Annotated in this window: 21 protein-coding genes; 11 read left to right on the top strand and 10 right to left on the bottom strand. The window is 69.3% G+C overall.

Annotated features, from left to right (window positions below; genetic code table 11):
• Window positions 1-3 precede the first annotated feature (3 nt).
• The 6 genes from pqqC to secB form a co-directional block, all read right to left on the bottom strand.
• Complete coding sequence (pqqC, locus tag ACI7BZ_RS04915) at window positions 4-786, bottom strand: pyrroloquinoline-quinone synthase PqqC (RefSeq protein WP_414119090.1); 783 nt, start codon at window positions 784-786, stop codon at window positions 4-6.
• A gap of 29 nt (window positions 787-815) precedes the next feature.
• A complete protein-coding gene (gene pqqB, locus ACI7BZ_RS04910; RefSeq protein ID WP_414116074.1) occupies window positions 816-1715 on the bottom strand; it encodes a pyrroloquinoline quinone biosynthesis protein PqqB in 900 nt (299 codons plus the stop codon).
• Window positions 1716-1766: 51 nt separating this feature from the next.
• Complete coding sequence (gene pqqA / locus ACI7BZ_RS04905; RefSeq protein WP_081437156.1) at window positions 1767-1844, bottom strand: pyrroloquinoline quinone precursor peptide PqqA; 78 nt, start codon at window positions 1842-1844, stop codon at window positions 1767-1769.
• Between the two features lie 310 nt (window positions 1845-2154).
• Complete coding sequence (locus ACI7BZ_RS04900) at window positions 2155-2853, bottom strand: response regulator transcription factor (protein ID WP_414116073.1); 699 nt, start codon at window positions 2851-2853, stop codon at window positions 2155-2157.
• Window positions 2850-4511, bottom strand: coding sequence for a sensor histidine kinase (locus tag ACI7BZ_RS04895; RefSeq protein ID WP_414116072.1), 1662 nt, complete (start codon window positions 4509-4511; stop codon window positions 2850-2852). The genes ACI7BZ_RS04900 and ACI7BZ_RS04895 overlap by 4 nt, the downstream gene beginning before the upstream one ends.
• Window positions 4512-4659: 148 nt before the next feature.
• Complete coding sequence (gene secB / locus ACI7BZ_RS04890; protein WP_414116071.1) at window positions 4660-5139, bottom strand: protein-export chaperone SecB; 480 nt, start codon at window positions 5137-5139, stop codon at window positions 4660-4662.
• A gap of 158 nt (window positions 5140-5297) precedes the next feature.
• Here secB and ACI7BZ_RS04885 point away from each other — a divergent pair, with 158 nt between their 5' ends.
• The gene (locus tag ACI7BZ_RS04885; RefSeq protein WP_414116070.1) at window positions 5298-5495 is read left to right on the top strand and encodes a DUF1674 domain-containing protein; all 198 of its coding nucleotides are present in this window, start codon (window positions 5298-5300) and stop codon (window positions 5493-5495) included.
• 23 nt (window positions 5496-5518) lie between these two features.
• Here the strand turns inward: ACI7BZ_RS04885 and ACI7BZ_RS04880 are convergent, their stop codons facing one another.
• Entirely contained in the window at window positions 5519-6325 is an 807-nt protein-coding gene (locus ACI7BZ_RS04880; RefSeq protein WP_414116069.1) for an undecaprenyl-diphosphate phosphatase, read from the bottom strand.
• Window positions 6326-6707: 382 nt separating this feature from the next.
• Here ACI7BZ_RS04880 and ACI7BZ_RS04875 point away from each other — a divergent pair, with 382 nt between their 5' ends.
• The 10 genes from ACI7BZ_RS04875 (at window position 6708) to trmB (ending at window position 17046) form a co-directional block, all read left to right on the top strand.
• A complete protein-coding gene (locus tag ACI7BZ_RS04875) occupies window positions 6708-7397 on the top strand; it encodes a glutathione S-transferase family protein (RefSeq protein WP_414116068.1) in 690 nt (229 codons plus the stop codon).
• Window positions 7394-8587, top strand: coding sequence for a tRNA epoxyqueuosine(34) reductase QueG (gene queG / locus ACI7BZ_RS04870; RefSeq protein WP_414119089.1), 1194 nt, complete (start codon window positions 7394-7396; stop codon window positions 8585-8587). Before ACI7BZ_RS04875 ends, queG begins: the two co-directional genes overlap by 4 nt.
• A 198-nt stretch (window positions 8588-8785) precedes the next feature.
• On the top strand, window positions 8786-10177 hold the full coding sequence (gene miaB / locus ACI7BZ_RS04865) for a tRNA (N6-isopentenyl adenosine(37)-C2)-methylthiotransferase MiaB (protein WP_414116067.1): 1392 nt from the start codon (window positions 8786-8788) through the stop codon (window positions 10175-10177).
• A 2-nt stretch (window positions 10178-10179) separates the two neighbouring features.
• Complete coding sequence (locus ACI7BZ_RS04860; RefSeq protein ID WP_414116066.1) at window positions 10180-11268, top strand: PhoH family protein; 1089 nt, start codon at window positions 10180-10182, stop codon at window positions 11266-11268.
• 3 nt (window positions 11269-11271) lie between these two features.
• The gene (ybeY, locus tag ACI7BZ_RS04855) at window positions 11272-11790 is read left to right on the top strand and encodes an rRNA maturation RNase YbeY (protein WP_414116065.1); all 519 of its coding nucleotides are present in this window, start codon (window positions 11272-11274) and stop codon (window positions 11788-11790) included.
• A gap of 16 nt (window positions 11791-11806) precedes the next feature.
• Window positions 11807-12787 (top strand): hemolysin family protein, encoded by a 981-nt coding sequence (locus ACI7BZ_RS04850; protein ID WP_414116064.1) that lies wholly within the window; start codon window positions 11807-11809, stop codon window positions 12785-12787.
• A 9-nt stretch (window positions 12788-12796) separates the two neighbouring features.
• Entirely contained in the window at window positions 12797-14467 is a 1671-nt protein-coding gene (gene lnt, locus ACI7BZ_RS04845) for an apolipoprotein N-acyltransferase (RefSeq protein ID WP_414116063.1), read from the top strand.
• A 98-nt stretch (window positions 14468-14565) separates the two neighbouring features.
• Window positions 14566-14973, top strand: a complete 408-nt coding sequence (locus ACI7BZ_RS04840) for a helix-turn-helix domain-containing protein (RefSeq protein WP_414116062.1) — start codon at window positions 14566-14568, stop codon at window positions 14971-14973.
• Between the two features lie 110 nt (window positions 14974-15083).
• Window positions 15084-16277: a methionine adenosyltransferase gene (gene metK, locus ACI7BZ_RS04835; protein ID WP_414116061.1), complete on the top strand. Its 1194-nt coding sequence runs from the start codon at window positions 15084-15086 to the stop codon at window positions 16275-16277.
• Between the two features lie 76 nt (window positions 16278-16353).
• Window positions 16354-17046, top strand: coding sequence for a tRNA (guanine(46)-N(7))-methyltransferase TrmB (trmB, locus tag ACI7BZ_RS04830; protein ID WP_414116060.1), 693 nt, complete (start codon window positions 16354-16356; stop codon window positions 17044-17046).
• On the opposite strand, the gene ACI7BZ_RS04825 is transcribed toward trmB, so the two are convergent.
• The 3 genes from ACI7BZ_RS04825 to ACI7BZ_RS04815 are packed head-to-tail and all read right to left on the bottom strand — an operon-like array spanning window position 17043 to window position 19247.
• Complete coding sequence (locus tag ACI7BZ_RS04825) at window positions 17043-17909, bottom strand: SDR family oxidoreductase (RefSeq protein ID WP_414116059.1); 867 nt, start codon at window positions 17907-17909, stop codon at window positions 17043-17045. The two genes, trmB and ACI7BZ_RS04825, sit on opposite strands and share 4 nt — an antisense overlap.
• Before the next feature lie 49 nt (window positions 17910-17958).
• A complete protein-coding gene (gene olsA / locus ACI7BZ_RS04820) occupies window positions 17959-18867 on the bottom strand; it encodes a lyso-ornithine lipid O-acyltransferase (RefSeq protein ID WP_414116058.1) in 909 nt (302 codons plus the stop codon).
• Window positions 18864-19247, bottom strand: coding sequence for a Fur family transcriptional regulator (locus tag ACI7BZ_RS04815; protein ID WP_414119088.1), 384 nt, complete (start codon window positions 19245-19247; stop codon window positions 18864-18866). The genes olsA and ACI7BZ_RS04815 overlap by 4 nt, the downstream gene beginning before the upstream one ends.
• Window positions 19248-19323: the final 76 nt, after the last annotated feature.

Below are 19323 nucleotides of genomic sequence, written 5' to 3'. Positions count from 1 at the left end.
GGCTCAGCCCGCCTCGGTGACGGCGATGCCCGCGCGCCATGCGCCGGGGGCTGGCAGAGCCGGCGTCACATAAGCGAAGTGCAGCGCATCGAGCTGCGCCCACAGCACCTGCGTCTTGAAGGTGAGGGCGCGGATCACGGCGCGCTGCTGCTCCACGCTCACGGCATGGCGCTTGACATATTCGAGCGCGAAGTCCGCATCCCGGGGCGCCTGGTCGAGGCGGCGGCGGAAATAGGCGACGACGGTTTCGGTGATGAAGTCATAATTGGCCAGCATGCCGGAAATACGTTCCGCATGGATGCCCGGCGCAAACAATTCGGTGAGAGAAGACGCCACCGCCTCAAGCAGAGAATACTCGCTCACGAAGTGCACATAGGCTTCCACCGCGAACTTCGTCGCCGGCAGCGCGCCTTCCTTGGAGATCACATAGTCGCGGTCGAGGCCGAGGCCGTCGGTGAGGACGAGCCAGCGCTCGATGCCGCCGCCATCCGCGCCGAAGCCGTCATGGTCGGTGATGCGGTGAAGCCATTCGCGGCGCAGCTCGCGGTCGTCGCAGCGGCTCATGAGGGCCGCATCCTTGCGGGGAATGGCGGACTGGTAGCAATAGCGGTTCAGCGCCCAGGCGCGCACCTGGTCGCGGTCGAGCTTGCCACCGTGCAGCAGCTTATGGAACGGGTGCAGATTGTGGTAGCGGGTGGCCCCCACCTCGCGCAGCGCCGCCTCCAGCCCTTCCGGCGAAAGGGGCTCGGACGGGCAGGGCAGGGGCGGGAAGACGGCGGGTGCCAGCGGCTCGGCTTCGACGACGGAAAGCGCGATCACAGGGAAAACTCCATTCCGTCGCGGGCGACGGCCCAGCCGGCCGCCTCGACGGCGCGGCGTTCGTCGGACCCGTCGATGAGGGCGGGATTGGTATTGTTGATGTGGATGAAGACCCGCCGCGCCACCGGCACGTCCTTCAAGAGGGCCATGGTGCCCTCCATGCCGGACATGGAAAGGTGGCCCATGCGCGCTCCGGTCTTGGTGCCCACCCCCGCCGCGATCATCTCGTCGTCGCGATAGAGCGTGCCGTCGAAGAACAGGAGGTCCGCCCCGGCGATGCGCTCGCGCAGCGCGGGCGTCACCGCGGCACAGCCCGGCACATACACCAGGCGCCGGCCGTTGGCGGTGATGGTGACCCCCACCGTGGAGCCGGTTTCCTCGCCGATGACGAGGCCGGCGTCCTCGCGCCACAGCGGCACCTTGCCGGGCACGGTGAAGAATTCCATCTCAAGCCCCGGCGCCGGATGGAACGGCACCCCGAACGCCGCCGGGCGGCGCGGCGCCAGCGTGGGCGCCACCACGTCGAACACCTGGTTCTCGCGGATGAGGCCAAGGGTGTCCTGCGTGCCGTAGATGTCGAACGGCTGGCTTTCCCGAAGCGAAAGCAGCCCGGCGATATGGTCCACATCTCCGTTGGTGAGGACCACGGCCCGGATGGGGCTGTCCCGCTCGCCGAATTTCGGCTGCAGCGCCGGCGTGGCGGCAATCTGCGCCCGCAGGTCGGGCGAGGCGTTCAGGAGAACCCACGCGTGCTCCCCGGCCGAGACGGCGATGCTCGACTGGGTGCGCGGTTCGACGCGCGGATCTCCCGACCAGGCGAGGCGGCACACCGGACAGCGGCAGTTCCACTGTGGAACGCCGCCGCCGGCCGCTGAACCGAGAACAATCACCTGCATGATGCGACTGACGCTCCTGCCGGCCCGCACCCGGTTGCCGACCTCACTGGATCAGAAATCGGCCGGCAGATACGCGGTGACTTCCATGCCGACGCAGACTTCGCAGACCTGAGGCTTGTTCCAACGCATGATGCTTCCTCCTGGTTTGCGTCCCTGATCTTTATAAGAAGATCATAAGAACGGACTGTAATGTTGTTCATCACTACAGTCGTTTCAAATATTGTCGTTCATCAGCGATCCCGCAAGAGAAATCTGATGCTGCGGTGCACCCAGGGGCGAAGCCAGCCTGCGGGCGCGCGACACCGACGCCCGCGGAGCCGGATCTTGTTCCTCAGGATAAGGGGCGGTGCACCGCGCCGACGACACCGCCTGCCGCCGGAATCGGTTCAGAATGCGTGCGGACGGGGAGCGGGTGCGGCGAGGGACTCAAAGCGGCCCCTCAGTGGGCCGGCCCGGCCCCGGCAAGGTCCAGCATGAAGCCGCGCCCGCGCACGGTGGCCACCTGCGGGCCGCCGGCCCGTCCCACCGGGGCGAGCTTGGTGCGCAGGTAGCCCACATAGACATCCACCACGTTCAGCGAGGCGCCGCCCTGGCTCGCCCACAGGCGGTCGAAGATCTCGCCGCGCGGCAAGGGGCGGTTGGGATTGGCCATCAGCAGGGCGAGCAGCTCTGCCTCGCGCTCGGTGAGCCGCACATGGATATCCCCGAACAGCACGGTTCGCGTGGGCAGGTCCAGCACCAGGCGGCCGGCGAGCAGGCGGCCGGCGTGGGCATCCCCCAGCCGGTGCAGCAGGTGGGCGCGCAGGCGCGCCACCAGCTCGCCGAACGCGAACGGCTTCACCACATAATCGTCGGCGCCGGCGCCGAGCCCCTCGGCCCGGTCGCGCACGTCGTCCTTGGCCGACAGGAACAGGATGGGGCCGGAATGGCCCGCATCGCGCAGGGCGCGGCAGACCTCGATGCCGGAGCCGTCCGGCAGCATGATGTCGAGCAGCACGGCGCAGGGATTGTACTGGCGCGCCGTATCGAGGGCCTCGTCCGCCCGCCCCACCACCGTCACGTCGAACCCCTCGGCGGAAAGGCCGCGGCTCAGCATCGCGCCGATGTCGGCGTCGTCTTCGACCACAAGGATGTTCATGTCTCCTCCTGCCGAGGTATCCCGGCATCCGCCGCGGGCGGTTCAGCCGCCTCTTGCGCATCATCGCGCGGCTGCGCCGCATCCGGTTCATCGAGGGCGGACGGTAGCGCGATCACGACGCGGGTCCCGCTGCCCTCCCCGTCTTCCAGTGTGATACGTCCGCCGTGCCGCGTCACCACCCATTCGGCAAGCGCAAGGCCGAGGCCGAAGCCGCTCGCCGCGCCGGGCGCGGCAGCACGGGCAAACCGCGCGAACAGGCCGGCGCGCGCCTCCGGTGCAATGCCGCGGCCGTCGTCGGTGACGGTGATCAGCTCCATGCGCGCGCCGTCCATGACGACGGTGGCATAAGCGAGCACGATCCGCCCGGGCGGGCCACCGTGGCGCAGGGCGTTGTCGATGAGCCCCTCGATCACCTGCCGCAGCCATTCGCGATCGGCATGCACCACCACACCCGGCGGCGACGCTTCGAGCACGAGGCGTACCCCGCTGCGACGCGCCACGCCTTCGAAGGCGGAAAGCGCCTCCGCCAGCAGGGGCGCCAGCACAACGTCCTGGAACACCAGCTCGATCTCGCCGCTTTCGGAGCGGGCGACGCGCAAAAGGTCCTCCACCCGCCGGTGGAGCCCGCCGGCGCGCTTGCGGATGGTGGCAAGCACCGAACGGGACAGCGATTCGGGAATCGCCGCCGCCCGCTGGGTCACGTCGCATTCGCCGATGATGACGGTGAGCGGGGTGCGCAACTCGTGACTCACATCGGCAAAGAAGCGCCGGCGCGAGGCGTCGATGTCGGCGAGGCGGGCATTGGCGGCGGTGAGGTCGGCGGTGCGCTCGGCCACGGTGCGCTCCAGCAGAGCGCGATCCTCCACCACGCGGGCCTCCCGCCGGGCAAGGCGGGTGGCCATGCGGTTGAAGCGCGCCATCAGGACCCCCAGCTCGTCGCGCGGGCCGATGGCGAGCCGGGCGGCCAGATCCCCCCGGCCGATGGCGGCGGCGGCGCGGTCGATCTCGGCGAGGCGGCCGAGCAGCGGGCGGGCAAGGGCGCGGTGGAGCACCAGCGCCGCCGCCAGCACCAGCCCGGCCAGCGTCACCGCCCCCACCCGCAGCCGGCGCGACAGGGCGTCCGCCTCCTCCCGCGCGCTCACCACCGCCCGCCGCTCGCTCTCCACCAGCAGGGAGAGGGTGGGGCCGGCCGAGGCGGCGAAGCTGTTGAGCGCCCCGCGCACCCGGTCGCCGCGGCGCGCCGCATCCCGGTCGGCGCGGGAGCTGGAAATCTGCCGGTCGAGCACGATGAAATCAGCGCGCAGGTGCGCAAACATGCGCACGCGGGCCTGGGCGCGCACATCGCCGCCCGACGCCGCCCCGCTGCCTGCAGCGCGCACCGATGCGGCCTCCAGCAGAGCGGAGACGCGGGAGCGGGCATCCTCCATGCGGGCGCGGTCGGCGTTCGGGTGCTCGGAATCCGCCACCGCCGCAAGGCCGAAATCGGCCAGCCGGGCGGAGATTTCGGTGAGCAGGTCCAGGCGCTGCTGCGCCGTCACCGTGGCTTCAAGCGCACGCTCCGCGGCGCCCACCGCCAGCAGCACGGCCAGGGCGGCGAGAATGGCGAAGCTGGCCGCGGCGCCCGTGAGCGCGGCGAGCTTGAAGCGGATGGATCTCATCGCCGGCGGCAGGTTCCGCCCCGCTGCGCGGTGATCGCGCCGCAGGGGTCCGGGAAGGTGCCACAGGCGCCGGGCCGAAAAAAGAGCGCCGCCGGAAGCGGCGGGCGCTCCGGCGGCGGGTGGTGTGCGCGATGGAGCCGGAAAAGGCTCAGGCGAGACCGGGCTGCAGCCGCTGGGCCTCGGCCTGCATGCGCTGCTGGTAGAGCGCGGCGAAGTCCACCGGGTCGATCATGAGGGGCGGGAAGCCGCCGTTGCGCACCGCATCGGCGATGATCTGCCGGGCGAACGGGAAGAGGATGCGCGGGCACTCGATGAGCACCACCGGCTGCAGGCTCTGCTCCGGGATGTTGAGGATGCGGAAGATGCCCGCATAGACGAGCTCGAAGGCAAACAGGGTGTCCTCGCCGACGGTCGCGCCGCCGTCGATCTTCAGCTCCACCTCGAACTCGCCATTGCCGCCGGGCTTGGCGTTGACGTGGATCTGGATGTTCACGTCCGGCTGGCCCTGCGGCGCGGCGAGGGAACGGGGCGCGTTGGGATTCTCGAACGAGAAGTCCTTGGTGTATTGCGCGAGCACGTTCAGCGACGGCGCAGCATTCGTGTTGGGGCCGCCATTCTGCGTGGCCATGCGCATCTCCATATTCAGGGTGGCGGATCGTGCCGCGGATCGGTATCGAGCCTTTGAAGGCGCGGCGCAGCTAGCATGCTTTGCGGCGCCCGTGCAAGGATCGCAACCGGCTGGCGGTGCACCCGTCGCACCGCTTTGCGGCCATCAGGAGCGAAGACATGGAAGAGGAGACGGCAAAGCAACCGCGCAAGCCCCTGTCGGAGGCGGCCAAGCGCGCGCTCGCCGAGGCCGAGGCCCGCCGGGCCGCCATCGACGCCGCGGTCAGGGACCGGCCGCGGGAGATCAACGGCCGCGACGGTCCTGAACCGGTGCGCTACGGCGATTGGGAAGTGGGCGGGATCGCCAGCGACTTCTGAGGCGGAAGACGCCGCGGCGCGCCTCAGCCCACCAGGGCGAGGCCGATCAGCCCGGCCACGCCCACGCCGATGCGCCACCAGCCGAACGGCGCATAGCCGTGCTTGGCCACGAAATCCAGAAGCGTGCGGATCACCACCACCGCCGCGCAGAAGGCCGCCACGAAGCCGATGAGGATGAGGATTCCGTCGTCAAGCGAGAGCGCATTGCGGTTCTTGTACAAATCGTAGGCGAAGGCGCCGAACATGGTGGGCAAGGCGAGGAAGAAGGAGAATTCCGCCGCCGCCCTTTTGTCCACGCCCATGAGCATGGCGCCGACGATGGTGGAGCCCGAGCGCGACATGCCGGGAATCATGGCAAGGCACTGGAAGAAGCCGATCTTGAGCGCCAGCAGCAGCGGCAGGCCCATGGCATTGTTGTAGCGCGGCTCCGGCACCACCTTGTCGATGAACAGAAGCACGATGCCGCCCAGGATCAGCGTGCCGCAGATCAGCGCCGGCGTCTCGAACAGCACGCTCTTGATGAAGCCGTGGGCGAGCGCGCCGATGACCGCCGCCGGCAGGAAGGCGATGATGATGCCGAGGACAAAGCGTCGCGCCCCCGGATTGGAGGGCAGCTGCTGCGCCACGTTCAGGAAGCGCTGGAAATAGACGGTGAGGATGGCCAGAACCGCGCCCAGCTGGATCAGCACCTCGAAGGTGTGGCCCGTGCTCTCGAAGCCGAGGAAGTGGCCGGCAAGCAGGATGTGGGCGGTGGAGGAGACGGGAATGAACTCCGTCAGTCCTTCCAGCAGGCCGAGGACGAGGGCTTCGAGCATGTCGCCGAGGGTCATGGAGCGCGGATCCGAAGGGAGGGTCGTGTGGGCGCGCCATCCTGTTCCCTCGCCTTCGCAGGTGCAATGACAGGACCCGAAAGCAGCGTGGCCGCGGGCGCGGCACATGGCGGTTTCTGCCGGCCCTGTGGCCGGATCGCCACAGGACGCACTGCCGCAGGGACAGGGCGCGACGGTTTGAAAATGCTCATGAATTACTCAAGCAAGACCGGTCCTCCGCGCCTTTTCAATCCGTTCACGATATTTGCCGACTTGCCCCTGCCCCCGGCCGCGCAATCCGCCGCGGTGCACTGCGGGAGAACCAATCGGAAAGAATCCGGCTCTAATGATGGACACGCCGGGTGACTGGCCCCCCTTCCTTCACCCCCGGCGAAATCGGCTCATGTACCTGCATCATCATCCCTTCTGCCCGCATTCGCGCTTTGTCCGCCTGCTGCTCTCGGAGTACGGGCTCGAACCGGAGCTCGTGGAGGAGCGGGTCTGGGAACGCCGGCCCGGCTTCCTGGCGCTCAACCCGGCCGGCGAGACGCCGGTGATCGTCGAGGCGATGGCCGCGTCGGTGCCCGGCGCCGCCATCATCTCGGAATATCTCGACGAAACCCGTGGCCTCGCCCTGGGCAACCACCGGCTTCTGCCGGAAGACCCGGCGGGGCGGGTGGAGGTGCGCCGGCTCTCCGCCTGGTTCAACGAGAAGATGTATGTGGAGTCCACCGAACCGCTGGTGCGCGAGCGCATCCACAAGCGCTACATGAACCGCGAGCAGGGCGGCGGCCCGCCGGATGCCACCGCGCTGCGCATGGCGCGGGCCAATCTGCGCTATCATCTCAAATATATCGGCTGGCTGGCCAAGGCCCGCAAATGGCTTGCGGGCGAGCGCCTGAGCCAGGCCGACCTTGCCGCTGCCGCCCATCTTTCGGTGGCCGACTATCTGGGCGATGTGCCGTGGGACGAGGACGAACATGCACGGGACTGGTATGCGCGGATCAAGTCGCGCCCGACCTTCCGCGCCCTGCTGACCGAGAGCATCCCGGGGATGCCGCCCTCCAAGACCTACGCGGACCTCGACTTCTGACGCCGGCCGGCGCGGGGGATGCCCCCGCCCTGGAGGCGCACCTCGCCCGGATCGTTGCGGCGGAAGGCTTCGACGCCATGGCCATCGCGCGGCCCGGCGCCATTCCCGAGGCGGGTGCGCGGCTGCGCCGCTGGGTGGCCGAGGGCGCCCATGGCGACATGGGATGGATGGAACAGACCCTGGACCGCCGCGCCGACCCGGCCGTGCTGTGGCCCGACGTCCGCTCCATCATCATGCTGGGGCTGAACTACGGCCCGGCTGAAGATCCCCGCGCGGCGCTGGCGCGCCCGGCGGCCGGCGCCATCTCCGTCTATGCCCGGGCGGAGGATTATCACGACATCATCAAGCCCAGGCTCAAGCGCGTGGCCCGCGCCCTCCTGGCCGAGGCGGGCCGGCGCGGCCTCGCTGGCGACGTGAAGGTGTTCGTGGATACCGCCCCGCTCATGGAGAAGCCGCTGGCGGCGGCGGCCGGGCTGGGCTGGCAGGGCCGGCACACCAACCTTGTTTCGCGCGAATTCGGCTCCTGGCTGTTCCTCGGCGCCATCGCCACCACGCTGGAGCTTGTGCCCGGCACACCGGAAGAGGACCATTGCGGCAGCTGCCGGGCCTGCCTGGATGCCTGCCCCACGGCGGCGTTTCCCGCGCCTTATGTCATCGACGCGCGGCGCTGCATCTCCTACCTCACCATCGAGCACAACGGGCCGATCCCGCGGGACCTGCGCCCGCTGATGGGCAACCGCATCTATGGCTGCGACGACTGCCTTGCCGCCTGCCCCTGGAACAAGTTTGCCCAGGACGGCCGCGAGGCCCGGCTTGCCGCCCGGGCGGAGAACGACGCGCCGCCGCTGGCCGAGCTGGCGGGGCTGGACGATGCCGCCTTCCGCGCCCGCTTCCCCAAAAGCCCCATCAAACGGGCGGGGCGCGCGCGCTTCGTGCGCAACGTGCTGATCGCCATCGGCAATTCAGGAGATGCCGCGTTCCTGCCCCTGGTGGAGGCGCGGCTTGGCGACGAAGCCCCGCTGGTGCGCGGGGCGGCGGTGTGGGCGCTGGGGCGGCTGGCGGGAGCGGAGGTCCTCGCCGCCCATGCCGCCGGCAGGATCGAAGCGGAAGCCGACGCTCAAGTCCAAGAGGAATGGGTCCGGGCGCTGCGCGGCGATGTAACCGCAGCCGGAGCACCGGGGCCGGCGTGAGGCGGACAGGCGCCCCCTGCCCCAGCGGGAGCTCGCCGGGAGCACGGCCGTTGCCTCTCCCCGAGCCCGCCCGCTGTTTCCAACCGGCGCATTTGCCGGTAGGATCAAAAGCTCACGAACCATGAGGGGGGCGACAGAGCTGGCGTCACGATCGCGTCGCGCCCACGCGCGATGATTCAGGACGGCAGAAACGGCGACATGCACGAGCCCCGCAAGCTTTATGTGAAATCCTTCGGGTGCCAGATGAACGTCTACGATTCCCATCGTATGGCGGATACCTTGGCGCGCGAGGGCTTCGTGGAAACGCAGGACCCGGCGCAGGCCGACCTTGTGATCCTCAACACCTGCCATATCCGCGAGAAGGCCGCCGAGAAGGTCTATTCGGAGCTGGGCCGCCTGCGGAAGGCCAAGCAGGAGGCGGGGAGCGACACCATGATCGCGGTGGCCGGCTGCGTCGCCCAGGCCGAGGGCGCCGAGATCATGCGCCGCGCACCCGTGGTGGACCTGGTGGTGGGCCCCCAGAGCTACCACCGCCTGCCCGAGCTGCTGGCCCAGGCCCGCGCCGGCAAAAGGGTGGTGGACACTGAATTTCCCGTCGAGGACAAGTTCGACCACCTGCCCGCCCCGAGCCGGGCGGCCACCCGCGCCCGCGGGCCGGCGGCCTTCGTCACTGTGCAGGAAGGCTGCGACAAGTTCTGCACCTTCTGCGTGGTGCCCTACACCCGCGGCGCCGAAGTCTCCCGGCCGGTGGCCAAGATCCTGGACGAAGCCACGCGCCTGGTGGACCAGGGGGTGCGCGAGATCACCCTCATCGGCCAGAATGTGAACGCCTTCCACGGCGAGGGGCCGGACGGGCAGGACTGGAGCCTCGCCCGCCTCATGCAGCGCCTGGCGCAGGTGAACGGGCTGGCGCGGCTGCGCTACACCACCTCCCACCCCCGCGACATGGGCGACGACCTCATCGCCGCCCACCGCGACCTGCCCCAGCTCATGCCCTATCTGCACCTGCCGGTGCAGTCGGGCTCCGACCGCATCCTCGCCGCCATGAACCGCCGGCACCGGCGGGAGGATTTCTTCGCCATCATCGAGCGGATGCGCGCGGCGCGCCCCGACATGGCCCTGTCCTCCGATTTCATCGTCGGCTTCCCGGGCGAGACCGACGCCGATTTCGAGGACACGCTGGAGCTGGTGCGCCGCACCGGCTTCGCCAGCGCCTATTCCTTCAAATACAGCCCCCGCCCCGGCACTCCGGCGGCGGAGCATGACGACCAGGTGCCCGAGGCCGTGAAGACCGAGCGCCTCGCCGAGCTGCAGCGCCTGCTGGAAGCCTCCAAGGCCGCCTTCGACGCCAGCTGCCGCGGCCGCACCTTCGACATCCTGCTGGAAAAGCCCGGCCGCCAGGTCGGCCAGCTCATCGGCCGCTCGCCCTACCTGCAGAGCGTGGTGGTGAACGATCCGCCCGCCGCCATCGGCGATCTTCTCACGGTCACCATCACGGACGTGGGGCCCAACAGCCTCGCCGGCGTCCCGGTGGCGAGCGACCCTGCTTCCCCCGCCCGATCCCGGCCGCTTGCGGCCATGGAGGCCTGAGCTTGCGCAGATCCGGCAGCGACCGCGACCGTCCCGTCGTTCCCTCCCCGGGGCCCGCCCGCGCGGCGGTCACCGCGCCCTGGGCGCATGACGAGGAGGAGGCGCCCACCCATGTGGTGCTCGCCTTCGACGACAACCGCCTTGCCACCCAGCTCTTCGGCCATTATGGGCGCAACCTTTCCCTGATCGAGCGCAAGCTCGGCGTGAAGGCCGATTCACGTGGCAACCACGTGACGCTGGAAGGTGCACGTGATGCCTGCGAGCAGGCGCGTGCGGTTCTGGAGCACCTCTACGAGGCCCTGCGCAAGGGCCGCGACATCGGCCAGGGCGACGTGGATGGCGCCATCCGCGAGGTCACCTCGCAGGGCTCCCTGTTCGACTTCGACCCCGCCGAGCAGCGCCAGTCGTTCGACGAGATCCATTTGCGCCGCCGCCCGGTGCGCGCCCGCACGGCGGCGCAGGATGCCTATATCCGCGCCCTCAAGCGCCATACCCTGGTGTTCGGCAACGGCCCCGCCGGCACCGGCAAGACCTGGCTGGCGGTGGCCTATGCGGTGCACATGCTGGAACGGCGCATGGTGGACCGCATCATCCTCTCGCGCCCGGCGGTGGAGGCGGGCGAGCGCCTCGGCTTCCTGCCCGGCGACATGAAGGACAAGGTGGACCCCTATCTGCGCCCCATCTACGACGCTTTGTACGATTTGATGGACCGGCCGTTCGTGGAGCGGGCCATCCAGTCCGGCGAGATCGAGATCGCGCCCCTCGCCTTCATGCGCGGGCGCACCCTCACCAATGCGGCGGTGATCCTGGACGAGGCGCAGAACGCCACCTCCATGCAGATGAAGATGTTCCTCACCCGTCTTGGCGAGAATTCCCACATGATCGTCACCGGCGACCCGAGCCAGACCGACCTGCCGCACGGGCAGGTGTCGGGCCTTGCCGAGGCGGTGCGCCTGCTGGAGGGCGTGGAGGGGGTCGGCGTGTGCTATTTCAAGGCCGAAGACGTGGTGCGCCATGAGTTGGTCGGGCGCATCGTCGCCGCCTATGAGAAGCTCGAGGCCGCCGCCCGGGCCGGCAAGGCGGGGGCCTGAGCCGTGCCCCAGCCCGCCGCCCTTCCCGACACGCCGGAGCCCGTGGCGGTCGATGTACTGATCGAGGCCGACGGCTGGGCCGAGCTGCCCGGCGCCGAGGCGATCGCGATCACCGCGGTGCGCGCCGCCCTCGACGCCCTGGGCGCGGATGTGCCCGCGCCGTGCGAGGTCAGCGTCACCCTCACCGACGACGCCCGCATCCGCGTGCTCAACCGCGAGTGGCGCAGCCTGGACAAGCCGACCAACGTGCTGTCCTTCCCCTTGCCGGACCTGCCGGACGACAGCGACGCGCCGCAGCCGCTCGGCGACATCATCGTCGCCCTGGAGACGGTGCGCGCGGAAGCCGCCGCCGAAGCCAAGGCGGCGGCGCATCATCTCTCCCATCTCGTGGTGCACGGCACGCTGCATCTGATGGGCTATGATCACATGAACGACGACGAAGCAGAGGAAATGGAGGCGCTGGAACGCCGGATCCTCGCAGGGCTCGGGATCGACGATCCCTACGCCCTGCCGCAGGACTGACGGGCCGAAGCGAAGAATGACCATGGCCAACATCGACCAGCCGACCGAGACCAGCTCTTCCGAGCCCCAGAGTTTTCTCGATCGATTGCGTGCCCTCCTCGGCACGTTCCGCCCGCATGGCTCCCTCCGCACCGATCTGGTGGAGGTGCTGGACGCTGCGGACGCACCCGAGGAGGAAGGCGAGTTCACGCCCTCCGAGCGCAAGATGCTCCGCAACATCCTCCACCTGAAGGATGTGGGTATCGGCGACATCATGGTGCCGCGGGCCGAGATCGTGGCCGTGCGCAAGGATGTCACCCTCGGCGAGCTGCTGAAGGTGTTCGTGAGCGCCGCCCATTCGCGCCTGGTGGTCTATGACGATACCCTCGACGATCCGGTGGGCATGGTCCATATCCGCGATCTCATCGCCGTGATGGCGAGCGGCCTTGCCAACCAGCCGGGCGGCAAGCTCGACATCGCCGCCATGGATTTCGACCGCACCCTGGAAGATGCCGGCTTGGTGCGCCGCCTGCTCTATGTGCCGCCCTCCATGCCGGCGGTGGACCTTCTGGTTTCCATGCAGGCCGCCCGCACCCATCTCGCCCTGGTCATCGACGAATATGGCGGCACCGACGGGCTCGTCTCCATCGAGGACGTGGTGGAGGAGATCGTCGGCGAGATCGAGGACGAGCACGACGAGGCCCCCGAGACCCTTCTGTTCAAGCAGCCGGACGGTTCCTTCCTCGCCGATGCCCGCACGCCGCTGGAAGCGGCGGTGGAGGTGCTCGGACCGCAATTCGCATCCGAGGAGGCGGTGGAGGAAGTGGACAGCCTCGGCGGGCTCTTGGTGATGGTGGCCTCCCGCGTGCCGAAGGCCGGAGAGGTGATCGCCCTGCCCGGCGGCTTCGAGGTGGAGGTTCTGGAGGCGGACCCGCGCCGGGTGAAGAAGGTGCGCATCATCCCGCCGCGGGAGCTTGATCCGGCACGGGCCGGCGCCTCCTTCGCCGCCGAAGGCTAGCGGCCGGGCGTGAGCGTTCCCCGCAAGCCCGTTCCCCGCAAGCCTGTTCCGCCGCGCCCGGCATCCATCGGCGCGCGCCTACCCACCCTGCGCGGACGGCTGCTGATGCTGCGCTTCCTCAGCGGCTGGCGGCGCCGGCTGGTGGCCGCGGCGGCGGGCGCCTTCGCCGGCCTCGCCATGCCGCCGCTGGGCCTTTGGCCGGCCCTGGCGGTCAGCTTCCCCATCCTGGTGCTGCTCATCGACGGCTGCCGCGGGCCGCTACGCACCCGCCTTGCCGCCGCCGCCGGTGCCGGCTGGTGGTTCGGCTTCGGCTATTTTCTCGCCACCCTGTGGTGGATCGGCGCGGCCTTCCTGGTGGAAGCCGATGTGTTCGGCTGGCTGCTGCCGGTGGCCGTGCTCATCATGCCGGCGGGGCTTGCCCTGTTCACGGCGCTGGGCGCCGCCCTGGCCCGGCTCCTGTGGTCGCGGGGGGCGGCGCGGCTGTTCGCCTTCGCCTTCGCCTTCACCCTTTGCGAATGGCTGCGGGGCCATGTGCTCACGGGCTTTCCGTGGAACACCTTCGGCTATGCCTTCTCGGAGCAGATCCTGCTGATGCAGGGCGCCGCGGTGGTGGGGGTGTACGGCCTCACCTTCCTTGCGCTCCTCCTGCTGTCCACGCCGGTGCTGCTGCTGGCGCCGGGAAGGATGGGGCCGGCGGCGGTGCTCGCCGCCGCCCTGGTCCTGGCCGCAAGCGCGCTGTGGGGCCACCTGCGCCTTGCCGCGACGCCCATCAAGACCCGGCCCGGCGTGGCGCTCAGGGTGATGCAGCCCAATCTGGCGCAGGACAAGAAGTTCGCCTACGGCCGCCGGCGCGACATTCTCGACGGCTATCTCGCCCTCAGCGCGCGGCCGAGCGCGATCTATCCGCGCGGCCTTGCCGACGTGAGCGTGCTGGTGTGGCCGGAATCGGCCTTCCCCTTCATCTACGAGCGCGAGCCCTGGGCGGCGGAGGCCATCGCCGCCGCCCTGCCGGCCAACGTGACCCTGGTGACCGGCGCGGTGCGCTATGACAGTCCGCCCAAGGGGCAGGTCTCGCCCTTCTTCAATTCCGTGCGCGTCATCGACGCAAACGGGCAGGTGCTGCAGAATACGGACAAGGTGCATCTCGTGCCGTTCGGCGAGTATCTGCCGTTCCAGGCGACGCTGGAGGCCCTTGGCCTGGAACAACTTACACGCGTACGCGGTGGTTTCTCGTCGGGGGCGGTGCTGACACCCCTGCGCATCCCCGGCCTTCCCCCTGCGGCACCCCTGGTATGTTATGAAATTATCTTTCCAGGAAAGGTGATTCCCGATGGCCCGCGGCCGGCCTTCCTCCTCAACCTGACCAACGACGCCTGGTTCGGAACGACCCCCGGCCCCTACCAGCACTTCGCGCAGGCAAGGATTCGCGCGGTGGAGGAGGGCCTTCCGCTGGTGCGTGCCGCCAATTCCGGCATCTCCGCCATCATCGACCCCCTGGGACGTATCGTCGCATATTCCCCACTGGGCGAGGAATCGCTCGTGGATGGCCCGCTTCCCCTTTCGCTGGAAACGGTTCCCATAGCGGGGCGTTATGCTGGTTTCATCCTCACGGCACTGCTCGTCCTCGCCCTTGCCCTTTCCCGGATACCCATTTGCGGTTGCAGTACACGTGGAAGTTGATCGACGCTCGCCGATTGTATGCCTATGTTCGCCGCACTCAGGGCAGCCTTCGCATTGCGAAGTAACGAGTAATCTTTTCCGACACCGCCGGAGAGAACATGGTCAAGAAGGCGCCGAACCCTATTGATAAGCACGTTGGTTCGCGGGTGCGCATGCGCCGGATGATGGTAGGCATGAGCCAGGAGAAGCTCGGAGAGCATCTTGGCATCACCTTCCAACAGATCCAGAAATACGAGAAGGGAACCAATCGCATCGGCGCGAGCCGCCTGCAGCAGATTTCTACTGTCCTGGGCGTGCCCGTGGCCTTCTTCTTCGAAGGCGCACCCACCGTGGGACCCGAAGGCGTCGGCTTCTCGGAAGAGCAGTCCCCCGCCTACGTGTCGGATTTCCTTGCCACGTCCGACGGGTTGACCCTCACCCGCAATTTCATGCGCATTTCCGACCCCAAGGTCCGGCGGAAGATCGTTGATCTCGTCATCGCCATCGCCGGAGAAGCGGAAACCTGAAGCGTTCGTTTTGTCGAACGTTTTTCCTGCCGCGACCTTGACCGTTCGCAGCCGCGTTGCCACAAGAGCGACAAGCCGCAACGCGGTGCGGACGCAATCAGGGTGAAGACATGGCCCGCCAGTCCTACTTGTTCACGAGTGAATCCGTTTCCGAAGGCCATCCGGACAAGGTGTGCGACCGCATCTCCGACGAGGTGGTGGACACCTTCTTCCGCACGGCCGAAGTGGAAGGGTGGGACCCGAGCCAGATTCGCTGCGCCTGCGAGACGCTGGCCACCACCAACAAGGTGGTCATCGCCGGCGAGACGCGGGGGCCTTCCTCCATCACCCGTGACCTTTTGTCCCACGTGGCCCGCCTGGCCATCAAGGACATCGGATACGAGCAGGACGGCTTCCACTGGGAAACCGCCGACATCGACGTGCTGCTGCACGCCCAGTCGGCCGACATCGCCCAGGGCGTGGACATTGCCGGCAACAAGGATGAGGGCGCGGGCGACCAGGGCATCATGTTCGGCTATGCCGTGCGCGAGACCCCGGAGCTGATGCCCGCGCCCATCTTCTACGCTCACAAGATCCTGAAGACGCTGGCCGAGGCCCGCCATTCCGGCGAGACCCACGCCCTCGGCCCCGATGCCAAGAGCCAGGTGACCGTCCGCTACGAGGACGGCAAGCCGGTGGGCGTCACCCAGATCGTGCTGTCCACCCAGCACCTGGACGAGAACCTCTCGTCCCACGACGTGAAATCCATCGTCGAGCCCTATATCCGCGGCACCCTGCCCGAGGGCTGGATCTCCAAGGATACGGTCTGGCACGTGAACCCCACGGGCAAGTTCGTCATCGGCGGCCCGGACGGCGATTGCGGCCTCACCGGCCGCAAGATCATCGTGGACACCTACGGCGGCGCGGCGCCCCACGGCGGCGGCGCCTTCTCCGGCAAGGACCCCACCAAGGTGGATCGCTCGGCGGCCTATGCCGCGCGCTACCTGGCGAAGAACGTGGTGGCCGCCGGCCTCGCCGATCGTGCCACCATCCAGCTGGCCTATGCCATCGGCGTGTCCGACCCGCTGGCGGTCTATGTGGACCTGCATGGCACCGGCAATGTCGACGAGGCCAAGCTGGAGGACGTGCTGCGCCAGGTGATGAACCTGCGCCCGCGCGGCATCCGCGAGCATCTCGGCCTTACCCGCCCCATCTTCGCCCGCACCGCCGCCTATGGCCATTTCGGCCGCGCGCCGGAAGCGGACGGTGGCTTCTCCTGGGAGCGCACCGACCTTGTCGATGCCCTCAAGGCGGCGATGGCCTGAGGCCGCGGCGGCCGAATTCACGCCGCCGGCCCCCATCGCGTGGGCGGCCGGCGCGCTTGCTTGTCCATTGGAACCCATGACCGACGATCCCGAACGGCGCGGCGCCTTCTACGGGCGGCGCATCGGCAAATCCCTGCGCGGCACCCAGCAGGACGCCATGGCGCGCCTGCTGCCGGTCCATCGCTTCGCCCTCGATGCGGCGGAAAACCCGCAGGCCCTGTTCCCCACCCCGCGCGACGGCCTGTGGCTGGAAATCGGCTTCGGCGGCGGCGAGCATCTCCTCGCCCATGCCGCCTTGCGCCCGCACTTCGGCTTCATCGGGGTGGAGCCCTTCATCAACGGCATGGCCCGCATGCTGGTGGACCTGGAAAAGAGCGGCCTCGGCAACATCCGCCTGTTCGACCAGGACGCCGCCCTGCTGCTCGACCGCCTGCCGGCGGCGTGCCTGGAAGGCGCCGACCTGTTCTATCCCGACCCCTGGCCCAAGCGGCGCCACTGGAAGCGCCGGTTCGTCCGGCCGGACAATCTGGACCGCCTCGCCCGCGCCATCCGCCCGGGCGGCACCTTCCGCTTCGCGTCCGACGTGCCCCATTACGTCGGCTGGACGCTGGCCGCGGTGCACGCCCACGGCAGCTTCCGCTGGACCGCCGAACGGGCCGACGACTGGCGCCGGCCCTATCCCCACTGGCCCGGCACGCGCTACGAGGCCAAGGCCCTGGAGGACGGGCGCGTTCCCACCTATCTCGCGTTCGAGCGGATCGCGCTCTAATCCCCCGCCGCGAACAGTGCCCGCAGCCCTTCGCGATAGGTGGGATAGGCCGGGGCAACCCCCAGCTCCTCCTTCATGCGGCGATTGGCGACGCGCTTGTTGGCCGCCCAGAAGGTGAGGGCCATGGGGCTCATCTCCCGCGCCGCGTCGGCGAAGGCGATGGCCGGCGGCACCGGCAGCCCCAGCAGCTCCGCCGCAAAGGCGATGGGGTCGGCGGGGGAAGCCGGCAAATCGTCGGTCACGTTGACGATGCCGTCGAACCGGCGCGCCACTGCGGCCAGGATGGCGCTGGAAATGTCGTCCACATGGATGCGGTTAAACACCTGCTCCGGCTTTTCGATGCGCCGGGCCTCCCCGGCCCGCAGTTGCACCAGGGCATTGCGCCCCGGCCCGTAGATGCCCGCAAGGCGCAGCACGCTCACGGCCACGCCGCGCCGCTGGCCGAAGGCGCGCCACTGGGCTTCCGCCGCAAGGCGCCGTTCCAGGCGCGGGGAGCCGGCGCGCGGGGTGGTGGCCTCGTCCACCCAGGCGCCGTCATGATCGCCATAGACGCCAAGGGTGGTGAGATAGACCACCTGCGCCAGGCGGCCCCGCTCCAGCACCGGCGCCGCGCAGCGCAACACCGGATCGCCCCGCCCGTCCGGCGGGGCCGACACCAGCAGCACGTCGGTATCGCCAAGGGCGACGGCCAACCCATCGGGAAGGCTTTCCCCATCGAACAGGTGCGGCTCGATGCCGGGGGAAAGCGCCCCCAGCCGCTCCGGTGTGCGGGCGGTGCCGATGGTTCGGGTGAAGGCCTGCGGATGCGACGCGACAAGGTGGCGGGCGCAATAGCCGAAGCCGAGAGCGGCAAGGGTGGTCATGGAGCGGTGATGCCGGAGGCGGCCGCCGGAGGCAAGGGGCGCGTGCGTCTCACTCCGCCCGGCCGGCGAGGGCGCGCGCGCTCAGGGTCCGCACGGCCTCTTCGCATTGGCGGGTGACGCTCTTGCGATCGTGGGCCGCGTCCAGCAGCAGGGGCGCGCCGAAGGCCACCTCCACGTCGATGGCACCGTGGCGCAGCACCTCCATCAGGTGCGGGGCGAGGTCCATGTCGCCATACCAGGCCGCCAGCGCCCGATGCCGCCGGCCCATGGGCACGCCCTGCAGGCCCACATAGGACACCGCGAGGGGCTGCACCACCACTTCGCCGGCGGTGGCGAACGCCTCCCGCACCGCCCCCACCAGCGCCGTGCGGAAGGGAAGGACACGGTTGCCGTCGCTGGATGTACCCTCGGCGAACAACACCACCGGGTCGCCCTCCTGCAGGCGGCCGGCAATCTCCCGGTTCACCGCGCCGGTGGCATGGCGCCGCTGCCGGTCCACGAACACGGTGCGCTGGAACTTCGCCAGAAGGCCGATGACCGGCCAGCCCTCCACCTCGCTCTTGGCCACGAAGAACAAGGGGGTGAGAGAGCCCACCACAGAAATGTCCAGCCAGGAGACGTGGTTGGAGAGAATCAGCAGCGGCCGGCCGGCCGCCGGGGCGCCGCGCACCCGCACCCGCACGCCGAGGAGCCGCAACAGGATGCGATGATAGAAAGCGGGAATGGTGCGCCGGGCGGGAAGCCGCAGGCGCAGGCAGATCCATTGCGCAGGAATGCCGATGAGCGTCACCGCCGCCACGGCGGTGAGCACGGCCGCCAGCCGCAGCCGGTCGAGAAGACGCGACAGGCCCGGCCGCTCCGGCCCCAGGGGACCCACCCCGGCGCTTTCGCCGGGCGCGCGCAGCGGTTCCTTGGCGTCAGGCGGGACCTTGGCGCCATCCCCGCCGGGGGATGTCACGGGGCGTCGTCCTCGTCGAGGGGCACGGCATAGAGTTCAAGGCGGTGGCCGCACAGCTTGAAGCCGAGCCGGCGGGCGACAGCCTCCTGCAGGGCCTCGATCTCCTCCGAGCGGAACTCGATGACCCGGCCCGAGCGCAGGTCGATGAGGTGGTCGTGATGCTCGTCGGGCATCTGCTCGTAGCGGGCGCGGCCATCGCCGAAATCGTGCCGCTCGATGATGCCGGCATCCTCCAGCATCTTCACGGTGCGGTAGACGGTGGAGATGGAGATGTTGTCGTCGATGGCCACGGCGCGGCGGTGCAGTTCCTCCACATCCGGGTGGTCCTGCGCGCCCGACAGCACGCGGGCGATGACGCGCCGCTGCTCGGTCATCCTCATGCCCTTGGCGAGGCAGGCCTCCTCGATGAAGCTGATCTTTCCGCTCAAGCGGGACCTCCGACGGAGCGCGGGGAAC

Source organism: Xanthobacter sp. AM11 (assembly GCF_047444035.1).
Lineage (GTDB): Bacteria > Pseudomonadota > Alphaproteobacteria > Rhizobiales > Xanthobacteraceae > Xanthobacter.
Note: the sequence above shows the minus strand (reverse complement) of the source record. Positions and strands in the feature narration are given on the sequence as shown.

Bases quoted from the DNA above. Each gene is read 5' to 3' on its own strand.
- ACI7BZ_RS04825 (WP_414116059.1), bottom strand. From the start codon at position 17,909: ATGACCACCCTTGCCGCTCTCGGCTTCGGCTATTGCGCCCGCCACCTT.
- ACI7BZ_RS04815 (WP_414119088.1), bottom strand. From the start codon at position 19,247: ATGAGGATGACCGAGCAGCGGCGCGTCATCGCCCGCGTGCTGTCGGGC.
- trmB (WP_414116060.1), top strand. From the start codon at position 16,354: ATGACCGACGATCCCGAACGGCGCGGCGCCTTCTACGGGCGGCGCATC.
- metK (WP_414116061.1), top strand. From the start codon at position 15,084: ATGGCCCGCCAGTCCTACTTGTTCACGAGTGAATCCGTTTCCGAAGGC.
- ACI7BZ_RS04850 (WP_414116064.1), top strand. From the start codon at position 11,807: ATGACCATGGCCAACATCGACCAGCCGACCGAGACCAGCTCTTCCGAG.
- ACI7BZ_RS04885 (WP_414116070.1), top strand. From the start codon at position 5,298: ATGGAAGAGGAGACGGCAAAGCAACCGCGCAAGCCCCTGTCGGAGGCG.
- ACI7BZ_RS04895 (WP_414116072.1), bottom strand. From the start codon at position 4,511: ATGAGATCCATCCGCTTCAAGCTCGCCGCGCTCACGGGCGCCGCGGCC.
- ACI7BZ_RS04880 (WP_414116069.1), bottom strand. From the start codon at position 6,325: ATGACCCTCGGCGACATGCTCGAAGCCCTCGTCCTCGGCCTGCTGGAA.
- ACI7BZ_RS04875 (WP_414116068.1), top strand. From the start codon at position 6,708: ATGTACCTGCATCATCATCCCTTCTGCCCGCATTCGCGCTTTGTCCGC.
- pqqB (WP_414116074.1), bottom strand. From the start codon at position 1,715: ATGCAGGTGATTGTTCTCGGTTCAGCGGCCGGCGGCGGCGTTCCACAG.
- miaB (WP_414116067.1), top strand. From the start codon at position 8,786: ATGCACGAGCCCCGCAAGCTTTATGTGAAATCCTTCGGGTGCCAGATG.
- secB (WP_414116071.1), bottom strand. From the start codon at position 5,139: ATGGCCACGCAGAATGGCGGCCCCAACACGAATGCTGCGCCGTCGCTG.
- ACI7BZ_RS04840 (WP_414116062.1), top strand. From the start codon at position 14,566: ATGGTCAAGAAGGCGCCGAACCCTATTGATAAGCACGTTGGTTCGCGG.
- pqqA (WP_081437156.1), bottom strand. From the start codon at position 1,844: ATGCGTTGGAACAAGCCTCAGGTCTGCGAAGTCTGCGTCGGCATGGAA.
- ACI7BZ_RS04900 (WP_414116073.1), bottom strand. From the start codon at position 2,853: ATGAACATCCTTGTGGTCGAAGACGACGCCGACATCGGCGCGATGCTG.